The organism is Streptomyces sp. NBC_01537, assembly GCF_045040445.1.
Lineage (GTDB): Bacteria > Actinomycetota > Actinomycetes > Streptomycetales > Streptomycetaceae > Actinacidiphila.
This window is the reverse complement of record NZ_CP109392.1, coordinates 6,228,258-6,247,451: the sequence shown is the minus strand read 5'-3', so window position 1 is coordinate 6,247,451 and position 19,194 is coordinate 6,228,258. Positions and strand designations below refer to the sequence as shown.

General features: G+C 71.8%; 16 protein-coding genes and 1 pseudogene. 4 read left to right on the top strand and 13 right to left on the bottom strand.

Going from position 1 to position 19,194, the window contains the following annotated elements; translation table 11 throughout:
- From OG607_RS28765 to OG607_RS28740, 6 genes and pseudogenes are all read right to left on the bottom strand, one after another.
- On the bottom strand, window positions 1-2,295 hold the full coding sequence (locus OG607_RS28765; protein ID WP_405729560.1) for a xanthine dehydrogenase family protein molybdopterin-binding subunit: 2,295 nt from the start codon (window positions 2,293-2,295) through the stop codon (window positions 1-3).
- Window positions 2,235-2,920: pseudogene (locus OG607_RS28760) on the bottom strand ((2Fe-2S)-binding protein); the annotation flags it as partial. The pseudogene OG607_RS28760 and the gene OG607_RS28765, both read right to left, overlap by 61 nt.
- Window positions 2,921-3,267: 347 nt before the next feature.
- Window positions 3,268-4,176: an FAD binding domain-containing protein gene (locus OG607_RS28755; protein ID WP_405729557.1), complete on the bottom strand. Its 909-nt coding sequence runs from the start codon at window positions 4,174-4,176 to the stop codon at window positions 3,268-3,270.
- Window positions 4,177-4,513: 337 nt separating this feature from the next.
- Window positions 4,514-5,605: a hypothetical protein gene (locus OG607_RS28750; protein WP_405729554.1), complete on the bottom strand. Its 1,092-nt coding sequence runs from the start codon at window positions 5,603-5,605 to the stop codon at window positions 4,514-4,516.
- A 6-nt stretch (window positions 5,606-5,611) separates the two neighbouring features.
- Window positions 5,612-5,902: a DUF3039 domain-containing protein gene (locus OG607_RS28745; protein ID WP_405729551.1), complete on the bottom strand. Its 291-nt coding sequence runs from the start codon at window positions 5,900-5,902 to the stop codon at window positions 5,612-5,614.
- Window positions 5,903-5,913: 11 nt separating this feature from the next.
- Complete coding sequence (locus tag OG607_RS28740; RefSeq protein ID WP_405729548.1) at window positions 5,914-6,492, bottom strand: YqgE/AlgH family protein; 579 nt, start codon at window positions 6,490-6,492, stop codon at window positions 5,914-5,916.
- Window positions 6,493-6,706: 214 nt separating this feature from the next.
- On the opposite strand from OG607_RS28740, the gene murA reads away from it, so the two are divergent.
- Entirely contained in the window at window positions 6,707-8,047 is a 1,341-nt protein-coding gene (gene murA, locus OG607_RS28735) for a UDP-N-acetylglucosamine 1-carboxyvinyltransferase (protein WP_329317518.1), read from the top strand.
- A gap of 78 nt (window positions 8,048-8,125) precedes the next feature.
- On the opposite strand, the gene OG607_RS28730 is transcribed toward murA, so the two are convergent.
- The 7 genes from OG607_RS28730 to OG607_RS28700 form a co-directional block, all read right to left on the bottom strand.
- Window positions 8,126-8,407 (bottom strand): HU family DNA-binding protein, encoded by a 282-nt coding sequence (locus tag OG607_RS28730; protein ID WP_127360223.1) that lies wholly within the window; start codon window positions 8,405-8,407, stop codon window positions 8,126-8,128.
- A gap of 193 nt (window positions 8,408-8,600) precedes the next feature.
- Entirely contained in the window at window positions 8,601-10,022 is a 1,422-nt protein-coding gene (locus tag OG607_RS28725; RefSeq protein ID WP_405729545.1) for an NAD-dependent malic enzyme, read from the bottom strand.
- Between the two features lie 328 nt (window positions 10,023-10,350).
- Window positions 10,351-12,663 carry a HelD family protein gene (locus OG607_RS28720; protein WP_405729542.1) on the bottom strand — a complete coding sequence of 771 codons (2,313 nt, stop codon included), beginning with the start codon at window positions 12,661-12,663 and terminating at the stop codon, window positions 10,351-10,353.
- Window positions 12,664-12,786: 123 nt separating this feature from the next.
- Entirely contained in the window at window positions 12,787-13,938 is a 1,152-nt protein-coding gene (locus tag OG607_RS28715; RefSeq protein ID WP_405729539.1) for a uroporphyrinogen-III synthase, read from the bottom strand.
- Between the two features lie 175 nt (window positions 13,939-14,113).
- Window positions 14,114-15,490, bottom strand: coding sequence for a nitrate/nitrite transporter (locus OG607_RS28710; RefSeq protein WP_405729536.1), 1,377 nt, complete (start codon window positions 15,488-15,490; stop codon window positions 14,114-14,116).
- Window positions 15,491-15,644: 154 nt separating this feature from the next.
- Entirely contained in the window at window positions 15,645-15,920 is a 276-nt protein-coding gene (locus tag OG607_RS28705; protein WP_405729533.1) for a hypothetical protein, read from the bottom strand.
- A gap of 131 nt (window positions 15,921-16,051) precedes the next feature.
- Window positions 16,052-16,417: a helix-turn-helix domain-containing protein gene (locus tag OG607_RS28700; protein ID WP_405729530.1), complete on the bottom strand. Its 366-nt coding sequence runs from the start codon at window positions 16,415-16,417 to the stop codon at window positions 16,052-16,054.
- Window positions 16,418-16,637: 220 nt separating this feature from the next.
- Here OG607_RS28700 and OG607_RS28695 point away from each other — a divergent pair, with 220 nt between their 5' ends.
- From OG607_RS28695 to OG607_RS28685, 3 genes are all read left to right on the top strand, one after another.
- The gene (locus OG607_RS28695; protein ID WP_405729527.1) at window positions 16,638-16,853 is read left to right on the top strand and encodes a hypothetical protein; all 216 of its coding nucleotides are present in this window, start codon (window positions 16,638-16,640) and stop codon (window positions 16,851-16,853) included.
- Window positions 16,854-16,916: 63 nt separating this feature from the next.
- On the top strand, window positions 16,917-17,135 hold the full coding sequence (locus OG607_RS28690; protein WP_329317510.1) for a hypothetical protein: 219 nt from the start codon (window positions 16,917-16,919) through the stop codon (window positions 17,133-17,135).
- An 88-nt stretch (window positions 17,136-17,223) separates the two neighbouring features.
- Window positions 17,224-19,185 (top strand): hypothetical protein, encoded by a 1,962-nt coding sequence (locus tag OG607_RS28685; protein WP_405729524.1) that lies wholly within the window; start codon window positions 17,224-17,226, stop codon window positions 19,183-19,185.
- Window positions 19,186-19,194 lie beyond the last annotated feature (9 nt).

Genomic DNA, 19,194 nt, shown 5'->3' with positions numbered 1-19,194 from the left:
TTACGCCTGCTGGGGCTTCGCCACCGCGTGCTGCGGCCGGATCGGCAGCCGGCTGACCGGGCGGCCGGTGGCGGCGCGCACCGCGGCCGCGACGGCGGCCGGGGAGGTGACGACGGGGGCGGCGCTGACGGCTTTGGCGCCGAAGGGGGCGACGACGTCGCGCTCTTCGACGAGCTTGATGATGCGGACGTCGGGGGCGTCGAGGGCGGTCGGCAGTGCGTAGCCGGTCAGGTTGGGGCGCTTGATGATGCCGCGGGGCGCCCGGAGGTCCTCCATGAGGGCCATGCCGACGCCCTGGGTGACCCCGGCCTCGATGCGGGCGGCGAGCTGCTTGGGGTTGAGGACCCGGCCGACATCCTGCGCGACGGCCATTTCGACCACGCGCACGGCGCCCAGCTCGATGTCGACGTCGACCACGGCCCGTACCGCGCAGAAGGCGAGGCTGACGAAGGCGTCGCCCTGGCCGGTGTCGTCGAGCTGGTCGGTGGGGTGGGGGCGGCACTGGGCGGTGGCCCAGAGCTCCTTGCCGGCGAGCTCTTCCTCGACGGTGGTGGACAGCACACCGTCGTAGGAGGTGATCTTGCCGTCGGCGATGGTGAGCAGCTCCACGGACATGCCGAACTTCCCGGCGAGCGGCTGGAGAAGCTGCGTACGGACCATCTTGGCGGCCCGCTCGACGGCGCCGCCCGACACCCAGGTGTGGCGGCCGCGGGCGGAGGCCCCGGCCGGGGGCTGGTCGGTGTCGGAGGGCAGGACGCGGACCTCCTCGACGCCGAGCACCTCCTGGACGATCTGGCGGGCGAGGGTGGTGAAGCCCTGGCCGGTCTCGACGGCGGCGCAGATGACGGTGGCCTGGCCGTCGTGGATGCGCACGGTCGCGGTGGACACCTCGTCGGTGCCCTCGGCGCCGAGCATGTGGACCATGCCGAGCGCGTAGCCGACCCCGCGCCGGACCGCGCCTGGCTCGCCCGCGCCCTCGGGGCCGCCGGGGAGCAGCCACAGCGACTCGTCGTCGTCGACCGGCAGCGGGGGCAGGTCGGCGTCGCGTACGGCCTTCAGGAGCTCGCCCACGGGGGCCGGGCAGGTGACGGACTGGCCGGTGGGGAGCAGGTCGCCGGTGGCCATGACATTGCGCATGCGGATCTCGGCCGGGTCCAGGCCGAGCTTGGTGGCGAGCTTGTCCATCTGGCCCTCGTAGGCCGCGCAGACCTGCATCGCGCCCTCACCGCGCACATGGCCCGACGGCGGGTTGTTGGTGCGCACCGCCCAGCCCTCGACGAAGACGTGCGGGACGACATAGGGCCCGGCCGCGAAGGCGACAGCGGCGGCGAGGGCGTCGGAGGAGGTGTCGGCGTAGGCGCCCGCGTCCAGCAGGACCTGGGCCTCGACCTTGACCAGACGGCCCTCGGCGTCGGCGTGGTGGCGGTAGCGCAGCAGGGTGGGGTGGCGGTGGGAGTGGCTGAGGAAGGACTCCTCGCGGGTCGCCACGAACTTCACCGGGCAGCCGGTCTTCAGGGCCAGCAGACCCAGCGGGATCTGCACGCCCGAGTCCTCGCGGTCGCCCATCGCGCCGGGCACGCCGGTGACGACGACCTTCACCCGGTCCGTCTCCAGCCCGAAGCACGCCGCCGCCAGGTCCCGGTCGGTGTGCGGGTCGGTGGACGCCACGTACAGCTCCACCCCGCCGTCGGGTCTGGGGACCGCGAGCCCGGCCTCCGCTCCTATCGGCGCCGGGTCCTGCCGGCCGACCCGGTACAGGCCCTCGACGATGACCTCGCCGACCGCGTCCGGGTCGCCGAAGCGCAGCGGGATGTGACGGATCAGATTGCCGTCGGGGTGCAGCGGCTCGGCCGAGAAGGCCTTCTCCGGGTCCGTGATCGGTTCGAGGACCTCGTACTCGACGTGCACGGCCGCCGCCGCGAGGCGGGCGGTGTCCGGGTGGTCGGCGGCCACGGCGGCGATCGCCTCGCCGTGGTGGCGGACGCTGTCCTTGGCGAAGACGGGACGGTCGGCGACCCGCCGGCCGTGCGTGGCGTCCCCCGGCACGTCCTCGTGCGTCACGACGGCGCGCACGCCGGGCATCGCCGCGGCCTCGGTCGTGTCCACGGACAGGATGCGGGCGTGGGGGTGCGGCGAGCGGAGCACCGCCGCCCAGAGCAGGCCTTCGGCCCACAGGTCGGCGGCGTACGGGTAGGTGCCCTGTGCTTTCGCCAGGGCGTCGGTCGGCGGCAGGCTCACGCCCAGGCCGTGCGGCGCCGCGGGCTCGGCGGCGGCGGACTGGGTGGGGGCGCCCACGGTTGGCGTCGCGGTCGCCGCGTCGGGGCCGGTCATGCGGATTCCCTCTCGGTGCGCCGGCCGACGGTCGTCACTGCTCGCTCCCCGGGCCGGCCTGGTGGGGGATGCGGGCGGCGGGGTCGGCCGCGTCGTCGGCGTCTGCTGCGGCGGCGTCGCGCTCGGCGACCACCTCGCGGACGGCGTCGAGGACGCCGCGGTAGCCGGAGCAGCGGCAGAGGTTGCCGCAGATGGCCTGGCGGGTCTCCAGGTCGGTGGGGCTGTGGTTGCCCTCGAGGAGGTCGTGGACGGTCATGGCGAGGCCGGGTACGCAGAAGCCGCACTGGACGGCGCCGCATTCGACGAGGGCGCGCTGGACATCCGACGGGCCGCCGTTCTCGCCGAGTCCCTCGACGGTGCGGACCTCGGAGCCGGCGGCGGTCGCGGCGGGGACGAGGCAGGAGGCGACGAGGCGGCCGTCGACCTGGACGGAGCAGGCGCCGCATTCGCCCTGTTCGCAGCCGTCCTTGGCGCCGGCGAGGCCGAGGCGTTCGCGGAGCACGTAGAGCAGGGACTCGCCGAGCCAGGCGTCGGTGACGGGGCGGTCGGCGCCGTTGACCCGGAGCACGTAGGAGGCGAGGGGGTGGTCGCTGTGGACCTCTTCGACGACCGGCTCGGGCTCGGGGAAGGGGTATTCGCCGGTTTCCTCGGGATTGTCGTCGGCGGCGAAGGGCAGCGCCCACTCGCCGCCGTTGCGCGCGGCCGGCACCATGCCCGCCGAGTACTCGCCGGAGTCCTCGGCGGCCGGGTCGGAGTCCTCGACCGTGGGGATGGTCCAGGTCGCCGCCGGGGCGTCGGCGGCGGGCTCGTCGAGGGGGAGGTGGGCGGCGAAGGAGACGTGCATGGTCTGGTCGGCGTCGTACTCGGCGCCGTGCGGCAGTGGCTGCCACACTCCTTCGGTCATCCGGGCGTCCTCGTCGCTCATACCAGGGTCGCTCATGCCAGTGCCCTCCCCAACGCACGGCGGGCCAGTGCCGCCACCGTACGCCGCAGCTGGATCGCGGCGGGGGGCAGTTCGGGTGCCGGGGTCCCGTCCGCGGCCGGGAGCGGGTCGGGGATGCAGGCCACGGCCACGTACTCGCCGAAGGCCGTGCAGGCCTCCGGGGCGAGGCTGCGCTGGCCGTCCCAGTCGATCAGAGAGGCGACCCACCGCTCGGCCTCCAGGGGCCGCAGCGGCACCTGCGCGACCGCGCCCACCGCGCAGCGTACGCCCCGGCGCGCCGGGTCCAGCACCAGGGCGACCGAGGCCGTGGCCCGGCCCGGGCCGGTGCGCGCGGTGGCCTTGAGGAAGGTCTGCGGGGCGTGCAGCAGCGGCACCCGTACGTACGCCAGCAGCTCGCCGGGGCGCAGCGGGTCCATGCCGGTGAGCAGGTGGCTGACCGGCAGCTCGCGGTTGCCCTCCGGGCCGGCCAGCAGCACGCTCGCCTCCAGCGCGGCCAGCACCGGCAGGGAGTCCCCGGTGGGCGCGCAGGTGACGATGTTGCCGCCCAGCGTGCCCGCGTTGCGGATCTGCGGCGGCCCGGCGGCGCGGGCTGCGGCGGCCAGGGCGGGGATCAGCGCGGCGAAGTCGGGGCGGCCCATCCGGGCGTGGGTGAGGCCGGCGCCGAGGAGGGCTGCCCCGTCGGCGTACTGCCAGCCACGGATCTCGTTGATCCGGCCGAGGCCGACGAGTCCGCCGGGGCGCAGCAGTCCGGAGTTCACGTCCGCCATGAGGTCGGTGCCCCCGGCGACGGGCACGGCGGAAGGCGAGGTGGCCAGTGCCTCCACGGCCTCGTCGAGCGAGGACGGCAGCGCGACATTGCGCGTCTGCGCGCCCTGCGCTGTCTGCCGTGCGTACGTGCTCACGCAGCTGCCCCTTCCCCGGCTCTCCGCGGTGCGGTAGCCGTACGGTACGTGCTGACCGCCCGGACGTGGCAACTCTGGCACATCTTCGGCGTCGATCAGCGCGAGGGTCGCAAATGGAGAGCCCGCTTTACCGAGCGGTCCGCATCCGTTTCCGACCGTTGCCGCCATTCCTTCCCTGGTGTGCGATTTCACCCTCTTCGCGTCTGTTGTGACATTTGCGGCCAACCCGCACTGCCAGCATCTCCCTTGCCCAGGGGCTTTGGGCAGAGCCCCGGCCGCACCTCACACGATCGGGGCGGCTCCTCGATCGGGCGTCCGACCGAGACGGCCACCCCGTTCAGCCCTGTGGCAGCGCCCCGCGCCGCCGTTGTTCGCGCGCGAGCAGCACGACCGAGAGGCCCAACCCGGCGAAGAACCACAGGAAGTGCCCGATGACGAGGGCCAACCACCACCCCGTGGAGGTCGTTCCGGTCAGGGAGAGCGCGAGCGTGCCGCCGACGAGGAGGGTGACGGCGCCGAGGTGGAGGGCGGTGACGCGGCTGGGGAGAAGCTCACGGCGGAGGAACTCCTCGCCGAACCACCAGCGCACTGCGCGGGCGGTGAGGAGCAGGACGACCACGGCGCCGCCGGCGGCGAAGGTGACGGACCAGGTCGACCAGGGGTCGCCGTCGGAGCCCGCGGCGCAGGGGAAGGTGGTGGCGGCGAAGGGAAGGGCGGGGAGGAAGCCGGTGATGTTGAGGACGGCGGTACGTGACTTGGCGGGGTCGTGGGCGAGTTCGGTGCGGGACAGGGCCCGCATGGACTGGACGCGTCCGGAGGCGGTCGCGCCGGAGCGGCGGGCCTGAAGCAGCCACAGGGCGGCGCCGAGCAGCGCCCCGATGGCGAGGACGGCGGCCAGGGCCCAGCCGGAGGTGAGCCGGATCAGCCCGAAGGCCGCGACGAACGGAACCACCTTGAGCCACAGGCCCGGCCTGGTGAACTGCTCCGGGTCGGCCCCGAGTTCCTCCGCCCGGCGGGCCGTGGCGGCCAGCTCGGCACGGATCTGCTTGGGGACACCCCTGAGCGTCCGGAACTCGGCGAGGGCGCGCCAGAGCGCGACCTGCGCCTCCGCCTCGTCGGGCGCCAGTGCGACCGCCCGCCGGCCCGCCGCCACCGCGTCCGGGATGCGCTCCAGGAAGCGGCTGGCGTCCGCGATGAGGACCTGCGGCTCCCAGGCGTCGGGCTCGGCCTGCACGGCGCGCAGGGCCACCGACAGCGCGGCATGCGCGTCGCCGAGCATCAGCAGGATGACGCCGGCCAGGACCAGGACGTCCACGTCGTCGCCCTCGGCATGCGCGAGCGCCCAGTCGACGGCCTCGCGGGCCTCGGCTGCACGCCGATCGTCCGCGAGGGCCTTCGCCCGGACCAGATATTCGTAACTGTCGGCCAAGAAGGGCTACTTCTTGCCGCTCTTGTCCTTGTCTCCGCCGCCGCCACCGGCCGGCATCGACTCGAAGATCTCCTTGCACATGGGACAGACCGGGTACTTCTTCGGGTCGCGGCCCGGTACCCAGACCTTGCCGCAGAGCGCGACGACCGGAGACCCGGAGAGCGCGCTCTCCATGATCTTGTCCTTCTGGACATAGTGGGCGAAGCGCTCGTGGTCGCCATCGCCGTTCGACACCACGGGGGTCGGCTCGACGAGGGTGCCGGTGCCCGCCCCGCGCTCGGGCTCAAGAGTGCTCATAAGGGCCAAGCCTAATTGAGAGAAGGATCGTCGGGATACGTGGCCACCATCGCCAGTTCGCTGCGTTGCCGGCGCAACACGGAGCGCCACAGCTGCTCCGGGTCGGGGGCCGAGACATCGCCCGGCTCGGACTCCACGACGTACCAGGCACCCTCCACGAGCTCGTCCTCCAGCTGGCCGGGGCCCCAGCCCGCGTAGCCGGCGAAGATCCGCAGGGAGCCGAGCTCCGAGGCGAGGAGCTCGGGCGGGGCCTCCAGGTCGACCAGGCCGATCGCGCCGTGGACGCGGCGCCAGCCGAGCGGGGCGTCGCCGTCGCCGTCCCGGGTCTCGCCGGGGACGACGGCCAGGCCGAGCGCGGAGTCCAGGGAGACCGGGCCGCCCTGGAAGACCACCGACGGGGCGCCCGCCAGCATCGCCCAGGGTTCCAGCACATCACCGACGCCGACGGGGGTAGGCCTGTTGAGGACAACACCGAGCGTCCCCTCCTCGTCGTGGTCGAGGAGGAGCACCACGGCCCGGTCGAAATTCGGGTCCACCAGCGCGGGCGTCGCCACGAGGAGCCGCCCGGTGAGCGAGGTCACCTCGGTCATGGTCAACATGATCCCGCATCCGGCGGGTTTAGGGAGGCTCAATCGACCGGCCACGCTACGGCGCCACGCGTGCGCATACGGTTCTGTAGCGAACCCATGACACGAGTGGTGCCTCACAGCCCCCGCTCAGCCCCGCCCGCGCCCATTACCCTTACCTCTTGGTGTCTGCGGGGAACCCGTTATTTTTCTGCCCGTCTCCAGGAACGCGAGAGCTATGACCGACGTGTCCGATGTGCTGCTTGTCCACGGCGGTACCCCGCTCGAGGGCGAGATCCGTGTCCGCGGTGCGAAGAACCTCGTACCCAAGGCCATGGTGGCCGCCCTTCTCGGCAGTGAGCCGAGCCGCCTGCGCAATGTCCCCGACATCAGAGACGTACGCGTCGTGCGCGGGCTGCTGCAGCTGCACGGCGTCACCGTGCAGGCAGGTGAGGAGTCGGGCGAGCTGGTGCTCGACCCGTCCAAGGTGGAGAGCGCGAACGTCGCGGACATCGACGCGCACGCCGGGTCCTCGCGGATCCCGATCCTGTTCTGCGGCCCGCTGCTGCACCGGCTGGGCCATGCCTTCATCCCGGGGCTGGGCGGCTGCGACATCGGCGGCCGGCCGATCGACTTCCACTTCGACGTGCTGCGCAAGTTCGGCGCCGTCATCGAGAAGCGGCCCGAGGGCCAGTACCTGGAGGCCCCGCAGCGGCTGCGCGGCTGCAAGATCGAGCTGCCGTACCCGTCGGTCGGCGCGACCGAGCAGGTGCTGCTGACGGCCGTCCTGGCCGAGGGCGTGACCGAGCTGCGCAACGCGGCCGTCGAGCCCGAGATCGAGGATCTGATCTGCGTCCTGCAGAAGATGGGCGCCATCATCACGATGGGCCTGGACCGGACGATCCTCATCACGGGCGTCGAGAAGCTCGGCGGCTACAACCACCGCGCCCTCCCGGACCGCCTGGAGGCGGCTTCCTGGGCCTGCGCGGCGCTGGCCACCGAGGGCAACGTCTACGTGCGCGGCGCGAGCCAGCGCGAGATGATGACCTTCCTCAACGTCTTCCGCAAGGTCGGCGGCGCCTTCGAGGTCGACGACCACGGCATCCGCTTCTGGCACCCCGGCGGCCCGCTCAACGCCATCGCCCTGGAGACCGACGTCCACCCCGGCTTCCAGACCGACTGGCAGCAGCCGCTCGTCGTGGCCCTCACGCAGGCCTCGGGCCTGTCCATCGTCCACGAGACGGTCTACGAGTCCCGGCTGGGCTTCACCAGCGCCCTGAACCAGATGGGCGCCCACATCCAGCTCTACCGCGAGTGCCTCGGCGGTACCCCCTGCCGCTTCGGGCAGCGCAACTTCCTGCACTCCGCGGTCGTGAGCGGCCCCACACGGCTCCAGGGCTCCGATCTGGTCATCCCGGACCTGCGCGGCGGCTTCTCGTACCTCATCGCCGCGCTGGCGGCGCAGGGCACCTCTCGGGTGCACGGCATCGACCTGATCAACCGCGGTTACGAGAACTTCATGCGCAAGCTCGCGGACCTGGGCGCGAAGGTGGAACTGCCGCAGCCCGTGAAGGCGTAGCGGGCAGGCGTAGACACGCATGCGCAAGGGCGGCCGTCCCGGTGTCGGGATGGCCGCCCTTGCAGGTGCTGCCGAGGCTTACTTGCCCTTGGCGGCTTCCTTGAGCTTGGAGCCCGCGGAGACCTTGACGCTGTAGCCCGCCGGGATCTGGATCGGGTCACCGGTCTGCGGGTTCCGGGCGGTGCGAGCGGCACGGTGGGTGCGCTCGAAGGTCAGGAAGCCGGGGATGGTGACCTTCTCGTCGCCCTTGGAGACGATCTCGCCGACGATCTCGGCGAAAGCGCCGAGGACAGCGTCGGCGTCCTTGCGGGTCACCTCTGCGCGCTCGGACAGAGCAGCAACCAGCTCACTGCGGTTCATCTGAATCTCCTTGCATGGAAAACCCGGCGTTCACTGCCGGGAAGACGCATTGAAGGCGCTTGTCGCGCTTCTTGCGGTGCGGCCCTCACCGCCACAGGAACGCATCCTGCCCCCATTTCTGGGGGAAAAGCCAATCCGCGCCCGGGTGAGTCACACAAAAAGCGGGTGAGACTCGGCACTATGACGCTCCGAATCATCCCACGACGGTGGCGGCCTGTGCCTTGGCGGCCTCGCGCACCGCTCCGGCCACGGCGCCCGCGACCTTGTCGTTGAAGACGCTGGGAATAATGTAGTTGGGGTTGAGCTCGTCCTCGCCGACGACCCCCGCCAGGGCACGCGCGGCGGCCAGCATCATCTCGGTGTTGACCGTGCGGCTCTGGGCGTCGAGCAGGCCCCGGAAGACACCCGGGAAGACCAGTACGTTGTTGATCTGGTTCGGGAAGTCCGAACGGCCCGTCGCGACCACCGCGGCCGTCTCCCGGGCGATGCCCGGCTCAACCTCCGGGTCGGGGTTGGCCAGCGCGAACACGATCGCGCCGTCCGCCATCGCCGCCACGTCGTCCCCGTTCAGGACGTTGGGGGCGGACACCCCGATGAACACGTCCGCGCCGCGCACCGCTTGCTTGAGCGTGCCCCTCACACCCTCCGGGTTGGTGTTGTCCGCGATCCAGCGCAGCGGCGACTCCGGGTCGGCGTCCACCAGGTCCGCGCGGTCGGCGGCCACGACGCCGTGGATGTCGGCCACCACGGCGTGCTTCACGCCGGCGGCCAGCAGCAGCTTCAGGATGGCCGTACCGGCCGCGCCCGCACCGGACATGACGACCCGTACGTCACCGATCTTCTTGCCCACGACCCGCAGCGCGTTGGTCAGCGCCGCCAGCACCACGATCGCCGTGCCGTGCTGGTCGTCGTGGAACACCGGGATGTCCAGGGCCTCGCGCAGCCGCGCCTCGATCTCGAAGCAGCGCGGCGCCGAGATGTCCTCGAGGTTGATGCCCGCGAACCCGGGGGCGATCGCCTTGACGATCGCCACGATCTCGTCACTGTCCTGCGTGTCAAGGCACAGCGGCCACGCGTCGATCCCGGCGAACCGCTTGAACAGCGCCGCCTTGCCCTCCATCACGGGCAGCGCGGCCTTCGGCCCGATGTTGCCCAGACCCAGGACGGCCGAGCCGTCGGTGACGACCGCGACGCTGTTGCGCTTGATCGTGAGCCGGCGGGCGTCCTCGGGGTTCTCCGCGATCGCCATGCAGACCCGGGCCACGCCGGGCGTGTAGATCATCGACAGGTCGTCACGGTTGCGGATCGGGTGCTTCGACGCCATCTCGATCTTGCCGCCGAGGTGCATCAGGAACGTACGGTCCGAGACCTTGTCGACGACGATGTCCTCGATGCCGCGGAGCTTCTCCACGATCTCGGCGGCGTGCTCGGTGCTGCTCGCCGCGATCGTCACATCGATCCGGAGCTTCTCGTGTCCGGACGCCGTCACGTCGAGGCCGTGAACGGCCCCGCCGGAGGATTCCACTGCGGTGGTGAGCTGGCTGACCGCGGAACCGCTCGCGGGCACCTCCAGTCGCACCGTGATCGAGTACGAAACGCTGGGCGCCGTTGCCATGCCGGTCTTCCTCCGCTGTAGCTTGTGTCGCGCCCCCGATGGTCCCACCTACCGCTCAGTACGCGTAACCCGGGCTTCTTTACGTACTTAACGTTCGCCGGGCGGGCCGAGGCGGGAGCGGAAACGACGATGGGGCGCCCTTCGTGAAAAGGGCGCCCCACCGGACGCTACGACACCGACCCGCCATGCTCGCCTCGCGGCAAGTGGGCGCTCGAAGCGCCTAAGGTTGGGCCCGGGGGCTTGGATCGAGCCGGTGCCTCACCCAGGCTAACAAACGATCCCCGATTGTCATTCCGGACTCGGCAACGACTTCCCCCGGACCCACCGATCAGCCGCGCAGCAGATCCGGGACACCGTCCCCGTCGGCCCGGTCCCGCTCACCCGAAAGCACGGTCAGCCGCTGTGTGGCCCGGGTCAGCGCCACGTAGAGCACGCGCAGTCCCGCCGGCGACTCGTCCGCGATCTCCGCCGGGGACACGACGATGGTGGCGTCGTACTCAAGGCCCTTGGCCTCAAGGCTCCCCAGCGCCACGACGCGCTCGCCGAGCCCGGCCAGCCAGCGCCGCGCCTCCGCGCGGCGGCCCATGGCGACGACGACGCCGACCGTGCCGTCGACATCGGCGAGCAGCCGTTCCACCTCGGCGCGGACGGCGGCGCCCAAGTCGCCGTCGGACGCGGCGAATCGGGGGACGACGCCGGTGGAGCGCACCGCACGCGGGGACTCCATGCCGGGCATGGCGAGGGCGAGGACCTTTGCGGCGAGGTCGGCGATCTCGGCGGGGTTGCGGTAGTTGACGGTGAGGGTGAAGCGGCGGCGGGAGCGCGCGCCGAGCGCCTCGTCGCGGGCGAGGGCGGCCTCGTCGGGGTCCGTCCAGGAGGACTGGGCGGGGTCGCCGACGATGGTCCAGGTGGCGGTTCGGCCACGGCGGCCGACCATGCGCCACTGCATGGGGGTGAGGTCCTGTGCCTCGTCGACGATGACGTGGGCGTACTCGGTGCGCTCGGCGTCCAGCCGTTCCTGGCGGGAGCGGCGGCCGCCGGCCATGCGGTCGGCGAAGGTGGTGACCTCCTCCAGCCCGGTGAGCTGGTCCATGGGATCCGCTTCCCGCGTCTTGACCTTGGGCGGCGGGCCGAGCAGCGCCTCCAGCTCGTCCAGCAGCGCGACGTCGTGCACGGACAGCGGCCCGATGCCGGTCGCGGAATCCAGCCTGCGCAGCGAGCGCGCGACCCGCCGCACCTCGGGCGGCGTCAGGACACGCCGCGCCCACCGCCCGAGCTGCCGCTCGTCGGCGAGGGCGGCGAGCACCCCGCGCGGGGTGAGGATCGGCCACCAGGCGGCCAGGAAGTCCAGGAAGACCTCCTCCGTGGCGACGTCCTCGTCGAAGCCCTGCCGCTCCTCGGCGGCCAGCTCCGGATCGTCCGGCAGCCGCCGCCCGGTCTTGCGCCACAGGGCGTCCAGGAGCAGCCGGCGGGCACGCGGGCGCAGCAGGTTCACCGGCGCGGTGCCGCTGAGCACGTTGTGCCGGATGTTCGACAGTTCCTGCTCGTCGAGCTCCAGGCGGCTCCCGTACGCCACCACGCGCAGGCGGGTCGGGGCGGCGGGGCCGTCGAGGACGCCGCGGGCGACGTTGCGCAGGACGCGCAGCATGCGCAGCGAGCCCTTGATGCGGGCGACGGCCGGGTCGTCGTACGTGTCGGCCTCGGCGCCGTCCACGAGGGAGCCGACGGCGCGGATCGCGACCTGGCCCTCCTCGCCGAGGGAGGGCAGAACACCCTCCGTGTAGGCGACGAGCAGCGGCGTCGGGCTGACGACGAGGATGCCGCCGGCGTAGCGGCGGCGGTCCTGGTAGAGCAGGTACGCGGCGCGGTGCAGGGCGACGGCGGTCTTGCCGGTGCCCGGGCCGCCGGTGACCTCGGTGACCGAGGCGGCGGGGGCGCGGATGACGACATCCTGCTCGGCCTGGATGCTGGCGACGATGTCGCGCATGGTGTGGCTGCGGGCCTGGCCGAGCGCGGCCATGAGCGCGCCGTCCCCGACGACCGGCAGGTCCCCCCCGGCCAGTGTCGCGGTGAGCTCGGGGCGCAGCAGGTCGTCCTCGACGCCGAGCACCTTGCGGCCGCGCGAGCGGATGACGCGGCGGCGCACGACGCGGCCGGGGGCGACCGGCGTGGCGCGGTAGAAGGGCGCGGCGGCGGGGGCCCGCCAGTCGATGACGAGCGGTGAGTAGTCGGCGTCCAGGACGCCGATGCGGCCGATGTGCAGGGTCTCGGCGATCAGGGCGCGGTTGTCGTCGCCGACGGCGTCCTCGGCGGGCTCGACGGAGATGTACGCCCCGTCCGGGCCCTTCTTGCCGTCCTTGCCGCGCAGCAGGTCGATCCGCCCGAAGAGGAAGTCCTCGAACTCGGCGTTGAGCCGGTTGAGGTGGAGCCCCGCCTGGAACACCTGCGCGTCGCGCTCGGCGAGCGCGCCGGGAGTGCCGACCTGGCCTCGTTTCTGTGCGTCGCCGACGAGGAACTCAGCCTCGTGGATCTTCTCTTCGAGCCGGTCGTAGACCCGGTCCAGATGCGTCTGCTCGACCGAGATCTCGCGGTCCCGGACGCCAACCCCCACCCCATCGGGTGATGCGGTCTGCGCTGCCACGCAAGACCCCCTTCTTCCTGCCTGTGCGTCATTCGCTCCGCGCGCGGCGGGGCAGCCTGCAACCGTACGCGAAACGAAGGTCTTCCGCCCAGCCGGAAAAAGTTTGCGCGGCCGTCCGCCGCACTACGCGGAGGCGTACTTCGCGTCGGCCGAGGGGTCCAGCGCCAGCCGGTAGCCCCGCTTGACGACGGTGTGGATCAGCTTGGGGGCGCCCAGAGCCGTACGCAGCCGGGTCATGGCGGTCTCGACGGCGTGCTCGTCGCGCCCCGCGCCGGGCAGGACGCGGAGCAGGTCGGCGCGGGGGACGACCCAGCCGGGGCGGCGGGCCAGCGCCCGGAGCAGGGCCATTCCGGCGGGTGGCACGGCGCGCAGCTCGCCGTCGACGACGACGGCGTGGCCGCGGATCTCGACGCGGTGCCCGGCGACGGGCAGGGGGCGTACGCGCCCGGGGAGCTCGGCGCAGACCAGCTGGACGAGCGGGCCGAGGCGGAAGCGTTCGGGCTGGTAGGTGGGTACGTCATGGGCCTCCAGCGGAAGCGCGGTGACGGGCCCGACGCACACGGGCAGTACATCGTGCCGCAGGGCGTCCAGGACCTCCGCGAGGATGCCGCGGCGCTCGGCCCGGTCGAGCAGGGAGGCCGCGGCGGGGGCGCTGGTGAAGGTGACGGCGTCCAGCGAGCGGGCGGCGATCGCGTCGAGCATGCGGTCGACCGGTGCGATGTCCTCCGGGGGCATCCAGCGGTAGACGGGGACGCCGACGATGTCCGCGCCCGCCTCCTTGAGTGCCTCGATGAAGCCGGGCAGCGGCTCGCCGTGCAGCTGTACGCCGATCCGCCGGCCCTCGACGCCCTGCTCCAGCAGCCGGTCCAGCACCTCGGCCATGGATTCCGAGGCGGGTGACCAGGCTTCCTTCAGCCCGGCCGCGCGGATCGCGCCGCGCACCTTGGGGCCGCGGGCGAGCAGTTCGACGCCGCGCAGCCGCTCCAGCAGCGCTTCGCCCAGGCCCCAGCCGTCCGCCGCCTCGATCCAGCCGCGGAAGCCGATCGCGGTGGTGGCGATGACGATGTCCGGACAGAGGTCGAGCAGCCGCTTGGTGGCGGCCATCAGCTCGGTGTCGTCCGGCAGCGGCACGATCCGCAGGGCCGGTGCCCGCAGCACGGCCGCGCCCCGCCGCTCCAGCAGAACGGCCAGCTCATCGGCCCGCCGGGCAGCGGTGACCCCGACCGTGAATCCGGCCAGAGGCAGCACGGCGGGCTGCTGCTGTGCGTCTTGCATGGCTCTGCCCCACTCCACTGGAGGTACACACACGTGCGCAGTGGCGGGAAGCCGTCCCGGCTTCCCGCCACCTTCTGCAGTTGTCCGATCGATTCGACGTTGGCCCGCATGCTGCCAACCTCTCATGACGTACGCAGTTCGCCCGGATTTCGCCGGTGTTACGCCGCTACGCCGCCTACACCTGCGCGTAGCCCAACTGCGGCTTCGACTCGGCCTGGACCGACTCCGCCGGCGCCGCCGCCTGGCCCCGCAGGTATACGGCCCAGGTCAGTGCGAAGCACACCGCGTAGAAGGCCAGGAAGGACACGAAGGCCGGGGTCCCGGTGTGCTCCGTGAGGAAGGACTGCCGGAAGGCGAAGTTGATCCCGACGCCGCCGAGCGCGCCGACCGCACCGATCAGCCCCATCGAGGCGCCCGACAGCCGCCGCCCGTAGGAGGCCGCCTCCTCGCCCTCCAGGCCCTTGGCGAGGGCCTTTGCGGCGTAGATGCCGGGGATCATCTTGTACGTGGAGCCGTTGCCGAGCCCGGTGAGCACGAAGAGCGCGATGAAGGCCGTCGTGAAGAGCGGCAGCGACTTCTGTGTGGAGGCGATGATGATGACGCCGGTGGCCGCGGCCATCGCCAGGAAGTTCCACAGCGTGATCTTCGCGCCGCCGAAGCGGTCGGCCAGCCGGCCGCCGACCGGGCGGATGAGCGAGCCGAGGAGCGGGCCGATGAAGGTGATCGAGGCCGCCTGCAGCGGGGTGCGGGCGAACTGGTTCTGCAGGACGAGTCCGAAGGCGAAGCTGTAGCCGATGAACGACCCGAAGGTGCCGATGTAGAGGAAGGACATGATCCAGGTGTGCGCGTCCTTCACCGCTTCCTTCGCCGCGCCCGTGTCGTTCTTCACCGGCGCCAGGTTGTCCATCTTCAGCGCGGACAGGGCGGCCGCGATGACGATCAGCGGGATGTAGACGCTCAGGAGGATGCGCGGGTGCGTCGCCCCGGCCGTCCCGATGATCAGCAGGCCGACCAGCTGCACCACCGGCACGCCGATGTTGCCGCCGCCCGCGTTGAGGCCGAGCGCCCAGCCCTTCTTCCGCAGCGGGAAGAAGGAGTTGATGTTGGTCATGGACGAGGCGAAGTTACCGCCGCCCACCCCGGTCAGCGCCGCCACCAGCATGAACGTCGTGTACGACGTCCCCGGCTTCATCACGATCGCCGCCGCCACCGTGGGCAGCAGGAGCAGCAGTGCGCTGATGATGGTCCAGTTACGGCCACCGAAGCGCGCCACGGCGAAGGTGTACGGGACCCGGACCAGCGCGCCCACCGCGGTCGCCGTCGCCACCAGGAAGAACTTCCCCGCCGGGTCGATTCCGTACTGCGGTCCCATGAACAGGACCATGACGGACCACAGGCTCCAGATCGAGAATCCGATGTGCTCGGACAGGACCGAGAAGATCAGGTTCCGGTTGGCGGTCTGCTTTCCGCCGTTCTCCCAGAACTGCTCATCCTCCGGGTCCCACTGCTCGATCCAGCGGCCCCCCTTGCGTGTAGCGGTCGCGGCACTCATGACGCCTCCAGGCCCTACTGACAGATGATGTCGGGTGTCTGTCCACGACAGTAGGAACCGTGCGTTTCCGGACGATGCCCCGAGGTGACCGCTGGGCAACCTTGCTCTCACCCGGCGCTTGCGCCCACTGTGAGCGCCGGGGGCGCCCGGGCCGTCAGTCGGCGTAGACCGTGAGGACCGCGCCGTCCACCTCGATCCGCCGCGGCGCCGGGCCCTCGCCGCGCCGCAGCGTGGCGAGGCAGCGCCGGAAGAGCTCCGTCTCCTCGCCGCCGAGAACCGCGGCGGCGAGGTCCAGCAGTTCGGCGACGCTCGCGTCGGTGAGGACGTCGGGCAGCTCCCCGGAGAGGAGCACGACGGACTCGCCGGTGCGGCCCCGGACGACCGCTGTGGTGGTTCCACCATGTACGACCAGCACTTTTCCCCCTGCCACCAGAGGGATCGTGCCACTCACGCGCCTCGGGCGGAATGGACGATAGTCGCGGATCTTGGGCCGTTCGACCCATTCCGGATTCTTTTCCCGTATTCACCCGCCCCGGGAACCACAGCCGCCCGCGAGACGTCTCAGTCCGTTTCGGGCGCGCGCTCCAGCAGCGACTCGACGAGCGCGGCGACATGCCGACGGTCGTCGGACGACAGTTTCTGGACACTGGCGATGAGCAGGTCCACCTCGGGGTCCGCCGGCGACACGGGCGACGCGGGTTCCTTGGCGTCCGCGTACACATTGATGCCGCAGGCCTCGGCGGCGGCCCGCCGCAACGTGTCCAGGGGCAGTTCGAGGCCGCGGGACAGGCCTTCGAGCGTGGCCGGCTGGGGCATGCGGACCAGGCGTTCGGTGGTGGCGAGATGGTGGACGGTGGAGCGGGGGATGCCGCCGCGCCGGGCGACCTCGCCGTAGGACCAGCCCTGGCGGTCCAGCCGCTCTCTCATGATCTGTTGCAGTGCGTTGGCCACTGATGGTCGCTTCCCGCTCGCGGACGGGCCGAACTCGCCCGAGTGAGACCGATTCTACGGAACCCCCTTGCGCGGGGCGTCCGGACCCTACTACTGTCCAATCTCGTTGGACACACCGTCCGACCAGATCGGACAGAGTCCGGGGGGAACCTGCCTCCGTCCGATCGGAAATGCCCATCCCTGAGGGGGAATTTTCATGCTCGACATCCGTGAGCTCGACGCCGAGTCCGCCGAACTGCTCCCCGGCCGTGAGGCCCTGAGCCGCCTGAAGTTCAGCATCACCAAGACGGTCAACGTCACCAAGCACATCGCGAACGTCGCGGCCCACAACGAGTCCGCCGCTCTGAACGACCACTCGTTCGCCTCGGTGGCCCAGTCGGTGGCCGACCAGGGCGTCACCGTCAACCAGTAATCCCCGGTAGTTCCCGGCGCCCGCCGCCACCACCCACCCGTAACGAACGAAAGAGGTTTCACCATGAGCATGGACCCGCGCGAGCTCGACGCCGAGGCCGCCGAGCTGCTTCCCGGCCGCGAGGCCCTGGGCCGGCTGAAGTTCAGCTTCGCCAAGACGGTCAACGTCACCAAGCACATCGCGAACATCGAGGCGCACAACGAGTCCGCCGCCCTGAACGACCACTCGTCGTTCGCCACGGCGCAGTCCGAGGCCAGCCAGTCGATCATCGTCAAGCAGTAACCGCGACGGCGGGGGCCGCGCCAGGGGAGGGCGCGGCCCCCGCCGGAGGGGGGAGTCCGGGGGGACCAGAGTCGGGGGGAGAGAACAGATGACGGTGCTCGGAAACGACGAGCGGGAACGCAGTCCTCATGCCCGTCGCCACAACCGCAAGGGCGGCGGGCGGCTGGAACGGACCCTCGCGTACGACACCGGCAATCTGCCGGTACCCGGTCCGGGCGGCTTCGCCGTGGCCTGCCAAGATCTCACGGAGGAGCCGCCCTCGGCGCAGCCGCAGTCCGGCGCCGGGGCCGGGGCCGTCGTCCCCCGGCTCAGCGCCGGGCTGCGGCTGCACGGCGAGTACCAGGGGTCCGGCTTCAACGAGCCGAAGTACATCGCCCGCCGGGGGGACGGGCAGGTGGTGCAGCTGTCACGGCTGCTCCATCTCGTGGCGGACGCCATTGACGGGATCCGGGACATCGAGACCATCTCGTACCGGGTCAGCGGCCGCTTCGGACGTGAGCTCAGCACCGAGAACATCGCCTACCTGATCGAGAACAAGCTCGAACCGCTCGGGGTCACCGTGCCGTTCGGGCAGGAGGACGACCAGGTAGACGGTCCGCGCTCGGACCTGCTGCTGGCTCTCAAGGGCCACCGGGTGCTCTTCAACGAGCGCCGGGTGGCCCGTATCGCGCGTTCCCTGGCCTGGCTGCACCGTCCGCTGGCGGTCGCCGCAGTACTGCTGTCGGCGGTCGCGCTGGATGTCTGGCTTTTCGGGTTCTTCGGGGCGATGGACCCGGTGCTCCAGGTCATCGACCAGCCGGTGCTGCTGCTGGTGGTCTTCGGGCTGACGGTGGCCTCGCTGGCCTTCCACGAGTTCGGCCACGCGTCCGCATGCACCTACGGCGGGGCGAAACCCGGCTGCATCGGCTGCGGGCTGTTCCTGATCTGGCCGTCCATGTACACCGACGTCACCGACGTCTACCGGATCGGCCGGGGCGGGCGGATCCGCACCGACCTGGGCGGCATCTACTTCAATGTCGTCTTCATGCTGGGGCTGGCCGCCGGGTACTTCCTGACCGGCCAGGAGTTCTTTCTCGCCGCCGTCTACATCGCGCATTTCGAGGTGCTGGAGCAGCTGATGCCGGCCGTCCGGCTGGACGGGTACTACATCCTGGGCGATCTGGCCGGGGTGCCCGACCTGTTCGGCAAGATCAAGCCGATTCTGCTGAGCATGATCCCCCGCCGCCCGGTCCGTCCCGAGGTCGCCGACCTCAGGCGCTCCGCCCGGGTCATCGTCACCGTCTGGGTGCTCACGATGGTCCCGCTGCTGCTGGGCGAGCTGGGCTACGCACTGTGGAATCTGCCCCGCATCATCACCACCGGCATCCGGTCCCTGACCGAGCAGCTCACCGGCACCTGGTCCGCCTTCGCGGACGGCCAGATCGCCGCCGGGCTGGCCGGCACCGTCGGCAGCGTGATGCTGGTCTTCCCGCTGGCCGGGATGATCTACCTCTCCATCCGGCTCGGCGGCCGGCTGATCCGTACCGCCGTACGCTCCACCAACGGCAAGCCGCGGCTGCGGGTCGCCCTGTGCGCCCTGGCGCTGGCCGGGATGTCCGGCCTCAGCTACGCCTGGGTCAGCGGGGTCACCCCCAAGCCGCTGCCGCCCAAGCCGCCGATCGCGCCGATCCTGCAGCCCGGGGTGTCCGCCGCCCCGGACCCGGCGCGGGACGCCGACTCCCCCGCTCCCTCGGCCTCCGCCTCGCCGACCTCCACCCTGGTCACCGGCCCCGGGGCCATCGTGCCCTCGCCGGGGCTCAGCCCCTCGCCCGGGGCGTCGGTCTCCGGCTCCCCCGCCGCCTCGGCCTCGGGCAGCCCGGCCGCGTCGCAGCCGCCGGCCGCCGCGAGCAGCCCGGCCGCCACACAGCCGCCCGTCGCCCCGAGCAGCCCGGCGGCGTCCGAACCGCCGCCACCGGCCTCGTCCGCCCCGGCGTCCGATCCGCCGGCCTCGCCCAGCACGGACCCGTCGGCGAGCGCGAGCAGCGCGGCGCCCGAACCGGCCGCCACGTAAACCATCAGA

Bases quoted from the DNA above. Each gene is read 5' to 3' on its own strand.
- murA (WP_329317518.1), top strand. From the start codon at position 6,707: ATGACCGACGTGTCCGATGTGCTGCTTGTCCACGGCGGTACCCCGCTC.
- OG607_RS28745 (WP_405729551.1), bottom strand. From the start codon at position 5,902: ATGAGCACTCTTGAGCCCGAGCGCGGGGCGGGCACCGGCACCCTCGTC.
- OG607_RS28725 (WP_405729545.1), bottom strand. From the start codon at position 10,022: ATGGCAACGGCGCCCAGCGTTTCGTACTCGATCACGGTGCGACTGGAG.
- OG607_RS28710 (WP_405729536.1), bottom strand. From the start codon at position 15,490: ATGAGTGCCGCGACCGCTACACGCAAGGGGGGCCGCTGGATCGAGCAG.
- OG607_RS28685 (WP_405729524.1), top strand. From the start codon at position 17,224: ATGACGGTGCTCGGAAACGACGAGCGGGAACGCAGTCCTCATGCCCGT.
- OG607_RS28690 (WP_329317510.1), top strand. From the start codon at position 16,917: ATGAGCATGGACCCGCGCGAGCTCGACGCCGAGGCCGCCGAGCTGCTT.
- OG607_RS28700 (WP_405729530.1), bottom strand. From the start codon at position 16,417: ATGAGAGAGCGGCTGGACCGCCAGGGCTGGTCCTACGGCGAGGTCGCC.
- OG607_RS28695 (WP_405729527.1), top strand. From the start codon at position 16,638: ATGCTCGACATCCGTGAGCTCGACGCCGAGTCCGCCGAACTGCTCCCC.
- OG607_RS28715 (WP_405729539.1), bottom strand. From the start codon at position 13,938: ATGCAAGACGCACAGCAGCAGCCCGCCGTGCTGCCTCTGGCCGGATTC.
- OG607_RS28730 (WP_127360223.1), bottom strand. From the start codon at position 8,407: ATGAACCGCAGTGAGCTGGTTGCTGCTCTGTCCGAGCGCGCAGAGGTG.
- OG607_RS28740 (WP_405729548.1), bottom strand. From the start codon at position 6,492: ATGACCGAGGTGACCTCGCTCACCGGGCGGCTCCTCGTGGCGACGCCC.